This window comes from Bacillus sp. FSL K6-3458 (genome assembly GCF_038005045.1).
Taxonomy (GTDB): Bacteria; Bacillota; Bacilli; order Bacillales; family Bacillaceae; genus Bacillus; species Bacillus altitudinis.
Map to the genome: position 1 here is coordinate 42,692 of NZ_JBBOSI010000002.1, position 13,931 is coordinate 56,622.

Here is a 13,931-nt window from a genome sequence, read left to right on the forward strand (position 1 = left end):
AGGGCATTGATCATGCGAATTGGAGGCATCGAAGCAGGCGGTACAAAATTTGTCTGCGGCTACGGAACAACAGACGGAACGATTGAACATATGACTTCCTTTGCAACAGGGAATCCAGAAGAAACATGCCGGCAAGTGATCGAATACTTTACAGAGCATCCAGTCGATGCGATTGGCATAGGCGCATTCGGGCCTGTCGATGTAAAAGAGCACAGCCCCAGCTATGGAACGATTCTCGAAACACCTAAAACAGCTTGGCGCCAATTTCCATTACTCTCAACCTTAAAACAAGCACTCGGTCTCCCTATGAAGCTTGATACGGATGTGAACTGTGCGGCGCTCGGTGAAGCTCGTTTTTCAACTGACACAGACAGACCAAATTCCTTGGTCTACATCACGGTTGGGACGGGAATCGGCGGCGGTGCCTATATTGAAAACCGCCTCATTCACGGACTGCTTCATCCAGAAATGGGACATATCACCGTTCAGCGCCACCCTCATGACACCTATGGGGGCTGCTGCCCTATCCACCATGATTGTTTAGAGGGACTAGCATCTGGACCTGCCATAGAAGGCCGATATCATACATTGGCACAAATGCTGCCAGAGGAGCACCCTGCCTGGTCACTTCAAGCTTATTATCTCGGGCAAATGACCGCAAATTTATTACTCACCCTTTCACCAGAACGCATTATTTTGGGTGGAGGTGTCATGAAACAACCGGCTTTGCTGCCGCTCATCCTTGAAGAAACAGACAAGCGGCTTCATGATTATTTACAATTACCAAAGCCATTAAATGAAATCGTCACAAAGCCTTCCTTTGACGGATTATCTGGTTTAATGGGAGCCCTCGCCCTTGGAGCTGATGCCTTAAAGGAACAAGGAGCGGCGCAATGATGATGACGGCAGATACTCGAACCTACCAGCTCATTCAGCGGCTATTTGAAACGAAAGGGTTCGTGAAGCTTGAGGAGCTCACTGCCTCTTTTCGCTTATCTGACCGCTCCATCCGCAATTTAATCAAAGAAGCAAACGAGCTGTTAACACAAGCTGGAGCCATGATCAAGACCATCCGCGGGAAAGGATATACGCTCTTAACAAGTGACCAAGACGCTTTCCTGCTTTGGCTTCATCAGCAAAAGCTTCCTGCCCGCTCTCTCGTACCCGTCATGCCAGAAGAGCGCATACGATTTATGATGAGAAAACTATTGCTTCAATCAGACTACTTAAAAATTGATCAATTAGCAGAAGAATTGTTCATCAGCCGTATGACGGTCAGCAGTGATTTAAAAAAAGGACGGGAGCTGTTAGCCCGTTACGGTATGACCCTTGTCTCAAAGCCTGGATTTGGCTTAAAAGTAGAGGGAGACGAATTGCAAAAAAGGACGTGCTACGCAGACTTACTGCTTGAAGAAGAACCCGCCCTATCTCATATAACTGAGCGGGAACAGCTTCATTTTCCTGACATTTCACTTGAAACCATTCGATCCATTGTGCTGACAAATCTATATCAAGAATCACTGCTCATTAAAGATATTGCCCTAAAGAATTTAGTGATTCACTTAGCGATTGCCATTCAGCAAACGCAAAAAAAACAGCGGATACCCGCCAGTACCACTCACACACAAAGACCGCCAGTGTTAACAAGAATCGCTCAAAAGATCACTCATCAAATAAGTGACACGTTTCACGTCACCTTATCAGAGGATGAAACAGATTACTTGGTGATGCATCTCTTAGCGAATCAAACGTGGAAAGAAATCGATGAGCACCAAACGACAGAAGAAGTGCGTCAGGCGGTGACACAATTTCTCCAGCACATTGAAAAAACAAGCGGTCATCGTTTTGTAGATGACGATATCCTACGTCAAGATTTGATGCTGCATATGAAGCCATTATTAAATCGAATTCAATACGGCGTGTCTTTACAAAATCCGCTTTTGCATGAGATCAAAACTTCTTATCCTTATCCGTTTGATTTGGCTGTCAGCGGACTCAATGTCTTACAGCTGGTGCGGACGCCAAATGAAGATGAGGCGGCATATGTTGCCTTACATATTGCTGCTTCATTTGAAAGAAGTCATCTTGACACCTCGCAAAAAAAGAGGGCCATTATTGTATGCGGGTCTGGACTAGGAACGGCACGGCTGCTTGAAATTAAATTGAAGGCGGCCTTTCAGCATGAGCTTGAGATTGTTGAGCTTTATTCTTATCAGGATTACGCTTTTAGCACGACTTTGCCATGTGATGTGATTATTACAACCGTACCTCTCGCACCAAAGGGGAAACCAATCATTCAAGTGAATGCTTTTTTTGAACACCATGATGTCCAGCGTGTGAGTGAGGTCATTCACCTGTTAAACGGACACGGTTTCCCTTCGCAGGAGCTGATGGCTTTTTTCCAAGAACGATTGACCTTGTTGGATGTGAACCTTTCAAGCAAAGAAGAGGTATTAGATACGCTTTGCAGCCGGCTGGAGGCGCATCAGCTTGTTTCATCTTCTTTTCGTTCCTCCGTGCTGGAGCGGGAGCAAATGTCATCGACCTATCTTGGTAAGGGGATTGCAATGCCTCACCCGCTCATCACAAATGAAGGCACCTCCTGCGTGGCAATTGCACGATTGAAACAGCCGATTGATTGGCAGGGCGATCAAGTATCTCTTATTTTCTTGTTAGCCATTCAGAAAGATGACGCTGCTTGCATGAATCAATTTTTTGAACAAGCTGTCGATTTATTAGACAGTCCTGACCGCCTTCACTCCTTAAAACATGCAAGGACATTTGATGAGCTGATGCATGTCCTGTTTCAATAGCACTAAAGGCCGCCCAAGTGAAATCGGGCGGCCTTTTATTCATCTATTCCTTACATACGAATCAATCGTATATGACATTTTTTCCTTCTTCCCTTAACTTTTTTAACGACGTCAGCATATGATTGATTTCTTCATCGGAATGTCTTTCCCACGCACCTAATTCTGCGACTATTTTCAAGGGAGATGTCGACCGGTAAGAACGGGTCGGGTTCCCCGGATACCTTTGATCCGTCAAATTCGGATCATCTTCAAACTCGCCTGTCGGTTCCACAACATAAATTCTCTCTTTGGAATCAGATCGAGCTAATTCAGCTCCCCATTTGGCTGCGTTTAATGTTCCAGTAAAATAGATGTGGTTCGATTGTTTATCCTGATAATTGGATAAATGCAACGGTTCAAGCAGGTCCCCAATCTTCAATTCCGCTTTCGTCCCATGAAAAAACGGCCCAGGATCTAAAACATCTTTCTTGTCATTCATACAGCCACATCCCTTATCGTTTTTGACTTGCGTATAACAGTATACGGGCTGATGCGGGCGGAAAACAGTCTATAAATGAGATTAAATTCGGGGTATAATGATAGTAGAGAGTAAGATGTGATTTGTAAACTCCAGCAAGTTAAAAAACAGCAAGAATACATACAAAGCAGTCTTCTTGAAAGAGATAAAAAGCTGTTAGCGGCCATAAGAGCCAAAGAGACGTTTGATGTTTTATCTGGTTGGCGTGTTGGCACATAAACAATTAAATTCTTCAGGAAGGGTGTAATGAGATAATGAAAGATAGAGATAAGATTTGTCATATATATGCTCAAAAAAGTTGGCATATGGATTCTTATATTATTGGTAATCGTGAGGGTTTAATAGAATTAAAGAGTGCTATTGACCAAGCATTGAAAAGTAATGTTGGTCAAGCTGAATTGTTTCCATCAGATTTAGAGGATTATACAACTTACGTTGCTTTAGTTGATGATAAAGAAGAGTTGGATTCACTTATTATGCCTTACACTGATGAGGATAATGATGATGAAAACTTGATACATCCAGTTGATATAGTTACAAGTCATGAAGAGAAAAAAACCCCTAAAAATTAGGGGTTTTTTAGTGTGATATTGTTACTTCCCAATGTTCTCTCCATTTTGCTCGATCAATGTTTCATACCAATAAGAGCTCTTTTTCCGAATTCTTTTGAGGTCTTTCAGGTCAAATTCATCACGGTTGACGTAGATAAAACCGTAACGTTTTGAGCAGCCTTGGTGTGTACTGATTAAGTCGATGGCTGACCATGGGCAGTACCCGAATACCTCAACACCGTCAGTGATCGCCCATTTGATTTGTTCAATATGTTTTTCTAAATAATCAATTCGGTAATCATCCTGAATCGATCCATCCTCTTCTAACTTGTCAAAAGCGCCCAGCCCGTTTTCCGTAATAATAAGAGGTAGCTGATAGCGGTCGTAAATCTCACGCATCGTTGATCGGAAACCGGTAGGGTCAATCTCCCAGCCAAATGCATTTTTAATTAAGAACGGGTTGTTCCCGCCTTTGTAGACGCCATCTTCACCAGATTTTAAATGCTGATCTCCACCGCGGGCAAATTCATCATTGCCATCTCCTTTACTCGCTTCAACCGTTTGAGATGTGTAGTAGTTAAAGGCAATGAAGTCTGGTTTTGCACTTTTCAAAATATCCATATCTCCCTCTTCAATCACAGGAAGAATGTCTTTTTCCTTCATGTATGCCCATGCAAGGTTGTTATAACGGCCGAATACCGCCATATCAAGATACAGCCAGTTGCGGATCGCATTGTAATTAGCCGCAGCAATGACATCCTCAGGTTTTGGAGATGCCGGGTAAATAAGGGCGATGTTTGGCGCTGGTCCGATTTTCGCCTCAGGCAGCAAACGATGACAAAGCGTCATGGCTTTCGCCTGTGCCACAAGCATATGGTGGTTCTGCTGATATAGTTCTTTTTTCGGATTTTCTAAATTTGGATCCAGTGTACCTAGAGCTGATCCATGTAAGATCATCATGTTTTGTTCATTAATGGTCAGCCAATATTTTACCTTCTCACCATACTCCTGGAACAAAACCTCCGCATAACGTTCAAACGCATCGACTGTTGAACGATTTGACCAGCCGCCTTTCACTTGAAGCGCATGAGGTAAATCAAAGTGATACATCGTCACAATTGGTTCAATGTCATAGTGGCGCAATTCATCAATGAGAGAATGGTAGAATTCAATTCCCTTTTGATTGATCTCCCCATCTCCATCTGGCATGATGCGTGTCCATGCAATGGAGAAACGATAAGCCTTCAAGCCCATTTCTGCAAACATCTTCACGTCCTCTTTATATCGATGATAGTGATCGCTGGCTACCTTAAAATCAGTTGTTCCTTCAGGATAGCTTTCTCTCATATCAATGACTGAAGGCCCCTTGCCATCCTCGTTCCATGCACCTTCTACTTGATAGGCGGAAGTAGATCCGCCCCAGAAAAAGTCTTTTGGAAATGGTGCTAGTGTTGAATATCTCATGATTATGTCCTCCCTTTCTTAAACTAAGTGTAAAAATGATTGTCCTGGTGTCACTTGTTTTTCTTCTGTCTCAATGATATCGCTAAACTCACCGGAATTGGTAATAATCACAGGTGTTGTGACAGAAAGACCCGCTGCTTGAATGGCCTCAATATCAAACTCCGCAAGCAGTTCACCTTCTGTAATGGTTTGGCCCTGCTCAACCTTCGGCGTAAAATGACGGCCCCCAAGTTGTACAGTATCCAGTCCAATATGAATGAGTACTTCTGCTCCGCTTTCAGAGGTGAGACCGTATGCATGTCCTGTTGGGAATACCGTTGTCACGACTCCAGTTACTGGTGCAAACAGCTTGCCTTCTGATGGAATAATGGCTGCGCCCTTACCTAATGCGCCAGATGAGAAGGCTTTATCTTGCACCTCTTCTAGCTTGATGACTTCGCCAGATAAAGGACTTTTCACATGAGCTGCTTTGACAACATGTTCATTTTCAGATGCTGGTACAGAACTAGTTGCAGGAGCATCTTCTTCATCCACAGGGTCTTTGAATCCAATCAAATAGGTTAAGACGATTGAAAGGACAAATGAAACGGAAATTCCGATTAAGAATCCTGTAAATCCTTGACCATAGAAGATCGGAAGTGTCAGTAAACTCGGAAGACCTGATGCGATCGCAATACTTTGTGAATAACCGATAATGGCACCACCGACACCGGCAGAGATAACCGCTGCAATAAATGGTTTTTTCAAACGAAGTGTGACGCCGTATACAGCAGGCTCTGTAATTCCAAATACAGCAGAAACCGCTGTCGATCCAGCTAATGATTTCAGCTTTTTGTTCTTTGTTTTCAGCATAACACCGATTGAAGCACCGGCTTGTGAAAATACAGCTGGCGCAGTAGCCGGCTTAATATGATCTTTTCCATGAACCGCAATATTATTTAAAATGACTGGCACAAGCCCCCAATGGATACCGAAAATGACAAGAACCTGCCATGCCATCGCAATTAAAGCACCAGCAAGTGTAGGGCTAAAGGAGAATACTTTCAGCAGGACGGCTGCAATTCCGTTCCCTGCATACACACCAAATGGTCCAAATACGATCAGTGTCAGTGGAACGACCGTGACCAGTAAAATCAGTGGTGTAATAAAGTTTTTCACACTTTCATGAATGACTTTGTTAAAGAAACGTTCGATATATCCCATCACAAACACTGCCAAAATAATCGGGATAACCGTTGATGTATAAGACATTAAGACAACCGGAATGCCGAAGAACGACACATCTCCGCCGCCTTTTGTGAGCTCTTGAATAGTCGGGTAGATCAGTGCACCTGCAATCGTCACAGCGACAAATGGATTCGCTTTAAACTTCCTAGCAGAAGTGAATGCGAGCAGCAGCGGCAGGAAGTAGAACAAGCTGTCTGATGCGGCAAATAAAATTTGATACGACGTATCTTCAGGTGATAACCATTTTGCATTGATACAGATGCCTAGAAGTCCTTTTAAAATACCGGCACCCGCCATGACACCTAGAAGCGGTGTGAAAATTCCAGAAACAATGTCGACGAATTTTCCGAAAAGACTTGTACTTTCTTCACTTGATCTTGCAGATGAAGAAGTGGAATCCTCTAATAGATTCGTAAACTCTCCAATCTCTCGATATACCTCTGGTACGGTGTTGCCAATGACCACCTGAAACTGGCCGCCGCTTTCCATGACAGTCACCACACCATTTAATTTTTCAATGGCCGCTTTATCTGCTTTTGATCTGTCATTTAATGTGAAGCGAAGTCTTGTGGCACAGTGAACCAATGAATGAACATTTTTCTCTGTCCCGATATGTTTGATAATGTCTTCTGCTAATTGACGATGACTCATACAAAAACCCCCTTTTTTTCAAAAAAATACGTTTTTAGGCAAAATAAAAACCTAAACGGGCACCAAAAATAGTCGCAACTTGCTATTGCGCTTTTTCAGTGAACGTTTAGGTTTTGCCTGCCGAACAGTCACAATCCTCTAAGACGATCATTGTGAAACCGTATTCTTTTATGTTTATGAGCAAATAGTACCACTCACTTTTTGTGATGTCAACGCTTTCTTTTAAAATTCTATCTTTATTTTTCTCGTTTGATGAGTCGATTCAAATGAATCGATAGATAGAGCATCTCCTCTGATGTCAGGTCGCGATGATACGTTTGATACACATATTCTGCGATTTTCTTTGCGCATTCGTACGCCTTCGGATATTTCACTTTAATCAGCTGATATAAATCTTGATCTTCACTGACGAGTAACGTTTCGTTGATGAGACGCTGTACGAAAAAGCGTAAATGTGTGAGAAAACGATAAAAGTTGAGCGAGTCTTCATCAAATTCCATGTTCAAGTGATATTTCACAATGGTCAGTATGGCATTCACTTCTTTTGTGATATTGACCGTTGTATTCATGTCTTCATTGAGCTCTGCATTAATGATATGCATGGCAATAAAGCCCGCTTCATCTTCAGGCAGTTCAATATGAAGACGATCTTCAATCATCTCAAGGCATTCCTTCGCCACGAGAAATTCATCTTTGTATAAACGTTTAATCTCCCAAATCAGCGAATTCTCAATCAAGTGGTTTTTCTTTAATCGTTCGATGGCGTAATGAATATGGTCTGCCAGCGATACATGCAGACTTTCGTTTAATCTTCGGTTCAGCTTTGTATGTGCGTATTGGATCATTTCCTCGGTCACCTTGACGACATCATATGGAACCTCTTGAAGCAACATTTTCATCCGCTCATGTACGGAATGATCTTCTAGGCGGAACACTTTATCAATTAACGCCTCGTCCACCGGGTCGCCGGGACGTCTTTGAAAAGCGATGCCTCTGCCCATGACGACGATTTCTTTTCCTTGTTCATCTATCACACTAATGACATTATTGTTTAGAACCTTTTGAATCTGCATCTCCAAACACCTCCGTCTATAACCAGCCATCTACACTCAAAATATGCTCTCATCTTAACACAACTGTCAAATCACTTGGCGTTTTTATCTGACTTTTGAAATAGATTTAACGATATTTTCACTTCTTTCTTGCTGGTCTGATCCTCCCTCGGCCTGCATACAATACCCCGAGGAGGTGACCTTCGATGAAGGCTTTTTTCTGGTCAGCATCTTTTTTATTCATGTTCATTCTGACTCTCTTTATTCTAGGTATTGTTTTTTGGCTTAGTGGACAAGGCTTAGATCAGCTATGGAGATATGCGCTTATCTGTCTTGTGACAGCCACCGTTCTACACGGCGTTACCACTTGGCTAAAGCAGCATGTCATGCATCACTCATCCAAATAAAAGGCTGCCCTCAGTATTCAGGCAGCCCTTCCGTTATTCCTTAGATGAGGCGGCTTCTTTCTGAGAAGCACGCAGTTCATCATTAATTTTTTTCGCATCTTCTAAAAACTCTGTTTCAAATCCACTTTTGAGTGCCCACATATAAAATAACAGCGCCACAACTGCAATGAGCGCCATATCCCAGCCATAATGAATGACGTTATACCCGCCAAATTTATCACTACCGAGACAAGAAATCGTCATCATCACAAGCAAATACACAACCATCCAAGCACCTGCTTTAAAGTGACGACCAAAGCCCTTCCACTTCGCTTTTGCTTGATAGTAAAAATAGATTGGCAGACCGATGAGAATAATGAACAGCACCTGACCCGTCAGCGGCCATCTCGCCCAGTACAGTGTCAATGATGCAAAGACAAAACCAAGCGGAGCAATGATGCTGAGTCCTTTAATTCGCAATGGACGATATAAATCTGTGCCCGTCTTTCTCAGCGTCATCACTGTCACAGGTCCTGTCAAATAGGAAATCAGGGTCGCCACAGAGATAATTTCAGCGAGAACCCCCCATCCTCTAAACAAAAACAGAAAGATAAACGATACGCCTAAGTTAAAAAACATCGCTGGACGAGGCACACCGTAAATTGGATGCAGACGGCCAAGTACACTCGGCATGTACTTGTTTTTTTCCATCCCATAAATCATACGAGACGTCGTCGCCGTATAGGTAATTCCTGTTCCAGAAGGAGAAACGAACGCATCTGCATATAAAATAAGGACAAGCCAGTTGATCCCTAGCGCAATGGCAAGGTCAGCAAATGGCGAGTTGAAATTCAAATGCCCCCAGCCATTCACAATCATTGATGGATCGACAGCCCCAATAAAAGCGATTTGCAGCAGCACATAAATGACCGTTGCAATCAAAATCGATCCAACAATGGCGATTGGAATCGAACGCCCTGGATTTTTCGCTTCTCCTGCCATATTAATCGGGCTTTGGAAGCCATTAAAAGCAAACACAATCCCTGATGTTGCCACAGCTGTGAGCACACTCGCCCAGCCGTTCGGCGCAATACTTGTTCCAGAAGTAAAATTCTCACTATGAAAACCTACGAATAAGAGCGCACCAATTGTTAATCCTGGAATGACGATTTTAAAAACCGTAATGAATGTATTCGCCTTTGAAAACAACCCAACTGTCCAATAATTGAGCAGAAAATAAATCACCAGCAGCACACTTGCCACCATGAGCCCCTCGGTCGTCAAAACCCCTTTTGTGACCAAATGGCTTGTCCACTTTGCCCACTCCCAAGGCCATGAGCTCATGTATTGAACGGAGGCCACTGCCTCAACAGGAATCACTGAGACAATCGCAATCCAGTTTGCCCAAGCGGCGATAAATCCAATAAAAGAGCCGTGTGAATATTGCGTATATTTGACCATTCCGCCTGCCTCTGGAAACATCGACCCGAGTTCACTATAAGACAATGCGATAAATAAAATAACAACCATCCCGATCAACCATGACAAAATAGCAGCAGGGCCGGCGATTTGAGCAGCCCGCCACGCACCAAAGAGCCATCCTGAACCAATGATTGAGCCAAGACCTACCATCATTAAAGCGAAAGTTCCCATCCTACGATGCAAATGATTCATGTTCATAACACCTTTCGATTAAAATACAGAGCATGTGTCGAGCAAGCGCCTTTCTTTTATAACAGCTCACCTTTCATTCCATTGGCAAATACTTTCTGATCTGAACTTTTATCTTTGTTCATTTTTTTGCCTGTTATATTATCTCTCAATTCTCCATTTTCTGAAATAGTTGAACATGCTTATTTCAAAAGAAAGCGCTTTTTCAACTGTTCAATCTATTAGACTGATTAACTACCTTTACCCTTATTTTGAAAAAAACAAAACAAAAAAGAAAGAGGAAATGACTTCCTCTTCCCTCTGAACACGTATCATTCAAAGAAAAAAGGATAAAAGGGAGACCCTCTTATCCTTGTGAGATTGCTTGTTCTTTTTCAATGACAGCTAGTCTTTCTTGAACTTCTTCTTCAGATAAATTGTGCTGTTTCACATAAAGGTTACGTTCGCTTGTGCGGCATTCATGGCTGCAGCTGCGCATATATTTATGCTCGCTTTCTTCTGTTGCAATCATTTTGCGGTTACATGCAGGGTTCGCACAGTTTACATAACGCTCGCAAGGTTCGCCAGTGAAGAAATCTTTTCCTACTACGACGTGCTCTGTTTGATTGACTGGAACCGTTAGGCGGTTATCAAACACATAACATTGACCGTCCCATAGCTTTCCTTGAACTTCTGGGTCTTTTCCGTACGTGACAATTCCACCGTCAAGCTGGGATACATCTTCAAAGCCTTCACGCTTTAACCATCCTGAGAATTTCTCACAGCGTACGCCGCCTGTGCAATACGTCAAGATTTTTTTTCCTTCAAGAATCTCTTTGTTGTCACGAATCCACTCAGGCAATTCTCGGAATGTCTCAATGTCAGGGCGCACAGCACCTCTGAAGTGACCGACATCAAACTCATAATCATTACGTGCATCAATCACGACCGTATCAGGTGATTGCATTTGCTCGTAAAATTCAACTGGGCTGAGATGTTTCCCCGTTAATTCTAGCGGATTCACATCATCTTCAAGACTTAAATTCACCAATTCATTTCGGTGGCGGACGTGCATTTTTTTAAACGCATGACCATCTGCTTCGTCAATTTTAATTGGCATGGACGCAAAGCGTGGATCTTCTTTCAATGCTTGCATGTACTTGTCCGTCTGCTCAATGGTACCAGAAACGGTTCCGTTTATACCTTCAGATGAAACAAGAATACGACCTAACAAACCAAGTTCCTTACAGAATGCTAGATGCTCTGCTGTAAACGTTTCTGGATCCTCAATGGGGACATATTGATAGTAAAGTAATACACGATATTGTTTTTCCATATATATAAACACCTCTTAAATTTAATCAAAACATACCATTTTATATCATACAGGAAATACATACCTTAAGGCAATGTCAGCAGTTCAATTCCATAAAACGGAAGGGTCTATAGTCTCATATTGTCCGATTATTTGACAGAACTTTCTGTAAAATGAGATGATTTAAGAACTATATGATTTCGTAAAGGAGCATAAGTCAATGATCCAGCCAGAAGAGATCGTCAGAAGCGGTCCTAACCAGTTTATTTCTCAAAAGGGGATTTATCATGAAATCGAATCACTTGTTACTCTCTTTCAGTCACCAGCTATAGTGACAGGATATGACTCATATCAAGCCTTTTCACAGTACACAAAGCTTCCATCCGAGTGGCCTGTTGTTCAGCACAAAGGTTACAGTTCACCAAATGCGATCACACGAATTGCGGAAGAACTCAAGAGTTCAGACGTGATCATCGGGATCGGTGGCGGCACGATTTTAGATACAGCGAAGTCTGTTGCCGACGCTCTCCAAATTGAAGTGATCATGGTGCCGACGATTCCTGGGACATGTGCGGCTTCTACACCGCTCAGCGTCATTTATGATGACAAGGGGAATTTCATGAGGGTCGACTATCATAAGCGGTCCAGCTATCTCACGTTAATTGATCATACTTTTTTGCTTTCATCTCCTCTTTCCTATCTCCAAAGCGGAATTGGGGATACGCTGGCAAAATGGTATGAAGCAGAAGCCATTATTCGTAACACAAAAAGCACTTTGCCGCTCATGGTACATGCTGCATTAAAGCAGGCAGTGTACGTTCGTGACATTCTTCTGACTCATAGTGAAGAAGCCGTTAGCAGTTTAAAAACAGGTCAGCTTTCTCAAGCCTTTGCAGATGTAACAGATACGATCATTACGTTAGCCGGAACAGTCGGCGGCTATGGAGGACGTTATGGCAGAATGGCAGGAGCCCATGCCGTTCATAATGGATTAACATTTATTGATGAAACACATCATGTGTTACATGGACAAAAAGTGGCCTATGGCATTCTCGTTCAGCTTGCCGCAGAAAACCGTATGACGGAAGTAGAAGAATTACTTGAGCTCTATCAAACACTCGGATTACCTAGAACGATGCGTGAGCTTGGCATCACAGCTCAGCTAGAGGAAGCAGCACATACAGTGGCAAACCATGCTGCACGTACAGATGAAACCTTTTGTTTGATTGGAGACTATACAAAAGAGCAAATTGTCGACGCCATTCAAATCATTGAGACCTATCAGCCTCAAAAAACGGTCTGAACATACGGGCAAATAAAAAGCACAGGCATCCCGCCCGTGCTTTTCTTATATTAAAAATCGAAGTTATCTGGGTCTGGACCCGTGCGCTCATCTTCATTGAGCTGATCAATGACACCCATTTCATGGGCGGACAACTCGAAATCAAATACGTTTGTGTTTTCGATGATTCGGCTCTTCGTCACAGATTTCGGAATGGTGATAATGCCATGCTGCAAGTCCCAGCGAAGAATGACTTGCGCCACTGACTTCTCATGTTTTTTCGCAATATCTTGAAGCACCGGATGGTTAAGAAGTTTTCCGCTACCTAATGGAGACCATGCTTCTACATGAATGCCTTTTGCCTTGCAGTAGTCACGTAAAGGCTCCTGCGTCAGCTTCGGATGCAGCTCAATTTGATTGACCATTGGTACCACTTCTGCCTCTTCTAATAAATCTTCTAAATGGTGCTGATGGAAGTTACACACGCCAATGGCTTTCACGCGGCCATCCTTATACAGCTTCTCTAGCGCTTTCCACGTTTCTTTATATTTGCCTTCAACCGGCCAATGGATTAAATAAAGATCCAATACATCCAAACCAAGTTTGTTCATACTCGTTTCAAAGGCTTCAAGCGTTGACTCATATCCTTGATCACTATTCCACACTTTTGTCGTAATGAACAGATCATCGCGAGAGATGCCTGATTGCTGAATGGCTTTGCCAACACCTTCTTCATTTTGATAGGCCGCTGCTGTATCTATACTGCGATAGCCCGCTTCTAGTGCGTCTTTGACTGCATTTACAGCCTCATCCCCATCTTTTACTTGCCATACACCAAAGCCAAGCTTCGGCATTTTCACTCCGTTTGCTAATGTGACTGTATCTGTTAATCCACTCATCAAACAAACCTCCGCTTCATTTTTGCTTACCATGCACTATACCCGAATGTGCGAAAGATCATGCATGAAGATAAACCATTCATAGACTGAATGATCTCAGATAGTTGACAAAGGGCTAAAATGA

At 42.9% G+C, this 13,931-nt stretch carries 13 protein-coding genes; 6 read left to right on the forward strand and 7 right to left on the reverse strand.

All coding sequences use genetic code 11. The features are described from left to right. The first annotated feature begins 12 nt into the window (after window positions 1-12). Both MHH23_RS20025 and MHH23_RS20030 read left to right on the forward strand, forming a co-directional pair. Complete coding sequence (locus MHH23_RS20025; RefSeq protein WP_098681014.1) at window positions 13-897, forward strand: ROK family protein; 885 nt, start codon at window positions 13-15, stop codon at window positions 895-897. Further along, window positions 894-2,813, forward strand: a complete 1,920-nt coding sequence (locus MHH23_RS20030) for a BglG family transcription antiterminator (protein ID WP_340960155.1) — start codon at window positions 894-896, stop codon at window positions 2,811-2,813. Before MHH23_RS20025 ends, MHH23_RS20030 begins: the two co-directional genes overlap by 4 nt. Before the next feature lie 61 nt (window positions 2,814-2,874). Here MHH23_RS20030 and arr read toward each other — a convergent pair whose 3' ends face one another. Beyond that, window positions 2,875-3,291, reverse strand: a complete 417-nt coding sequence (gene arr / locus MHH23_RS20035) for an NAD(+)--rifampin ADP-ribosyltransferase (protein ID WP_249476528.1) — start codon at window positions 3,289-3,291, stop codon at window positions 2,875-2,877. Between the two features lie 117 nt (window positions 3,292-3,408). On the opposite strand from arr, the gene MHH23_RS20040 reads away from it, so the two are divergent. Together MHH23_RS20040 and MHH23_RS20045 are read left to right on the forward strand one after the other, a co-directional pair. Next, complete coding sequence (locus MHH23_RS20040; protein ID WP_340960156.1) at window positions 3,409-3,549, forward strand: hypothetical protein; 141 nt, start codon at window positions 3,409-3,411, stop codon at window positions 3,547-3,549. A gap of 35 nt (window positions 3,550-3,584) precedes the next feature. After that, on the forward strand, window positions 3,585-3,902 hold the full coding sequence (locus MHH23_RS20045; RefSeq protein ID WP_035390595.1) for a hypothetical protein: 318 nt from the start codon (window positions 3,585-3,587) through the stop codon (window positions 3,900-3,902). Between the two features lie 21 nt (window positions 3,903-3,923). On the opposite strand, the gene MHH23_RS20050 is transcribed toward MHH23_RS20045, so the two are convergent. The 3 genes from MHH23_RS20050 to licT all read right to left on the reverse strand — a co-directional run bounded on the left by MHH23_RS20050 (window position 3,924) and on the right by licT (window position 8,296). Beyond that, window positions 3,924-5,345, reverse strand: coding sequence for a glycoside hydrolase family 1 protein (locus tag MHH23_RS20050; RefSeq protein WP_340960157.1), 1,422 nt, complete (start codon window positions 5,343-5,345; stop codon window positions 3,924-3,926). An 18-nt stretch (window positions 5,346-5,363) separates the two neighbouring features. Beyond that, complete coding sequence (locus tag MHH23_RS20055; protein ID WP_340960158.1) at window positions 5,364-7,223, reverse strand: beta-glucoside-specific PTS transporter subunit IIABC; 1,860 nt, start codon at window positions 7,221-7,223, stop codon at window positions 5,364-5,366. 236 nt (window positions 7,224-7,459) lie between these two features. After that, the gene (gene licT, locus MHH23_RS20060) at window positions 7,460-8,296 is read right to left on the reverse strand and encodes a BglG family transcription antiterminator LicT (protein ID WP_008343858.1); all 837 of its coding nucleotides are present in this window, start codon (window positions 8,294-8,296) and stop codon (window positions 7,460-7,462) included. A gap of 185 nt (window positions 8,297-8,481) precedes the next feature. On the opposite strand from licT, the gene MHH23_RS20065 reads away from it, so the two are divergent. After that, window positions 8,482-8,682 (forward strand): hypothetical protein, encoded by a 201-nt coding sequence (locus MHH23_RS20065; protein WP_024719046.1) that lies wholly within the window; start codon window positions 8,482-8,484, stop codon window positions 8,680-8,682. 33 nt (window positions 8,683-8,715) lie between these two features. Here MHH23_RS20065 and MHH23_RS20070 read toward each other — a convergent pair whose 3' ends face one another. Together MHH23_RS20070 and trhO are read right to left on the reverse strand one after the other, a co-directional pair. Then, window positions 8,716-10,335: an APC family permease gene (locus MHH23_RS20070; RefSeq protein ID WP_024719047.1), complete on the reverse strand. Its 1,620-nt coding sequence runs from the start codon at window positions 10,333-10,335 to the stop codon at window positions 8,716-8,718. A gap of 343 nt (window positions 10,336-10,678) precedes the next feature. After that, the gene (gene trhO, locus MHH23_RS20075) at window positions 10,679-11,647 is read right to left on the reverse strand and encodes an oxygen-dependent tRNA uridine(34) hydroxylase TrhO (RefSeq protein ID WP_007498459.1); all 969 of its coding nucleotides are present in this window, start codon (window positions 11,645-11,647) and stop codon (window positions 10,679-10,681) included. A gap of 199 nt (window positions 11,648-11,846) precedes the next feature. Here trhO and MHH23_RS20080 point away from each other — a divergent pair, with 199 nt between their 5' ends. Beyond that, on the forward strand, window positions 11,847-12,929 hold the full coding sequence (locus MHH23_RS20080; protein ID WP_340960159.1) for an iron-containing alcohol dehydrogenase family protein: 1,083 nt from the start codon (window positions 11,847-11,849) through the stop codon (window positions 12,927-12,929). A 50-nt stretch (window positions 12,930-12,979) separates the two neighbouring features. Here the strand turns inward: MHH23_RS20080 and MHH23_RS20085 are convergent, their stop codons facing one another. Next, on the reverse strand, window positions 12,980-13,807 hold the full coding sequence (locus tag MHH23_RS20085) for an aldo/keto reductase (protein WP_327872071.1): 828 nt from the start codon (window positions 13,805-13,807) through the stop codon (window positions 12,980-12,982). Between the last annotated feature and the right edge of the window lie 124 nt (window positions 13,808-13,931).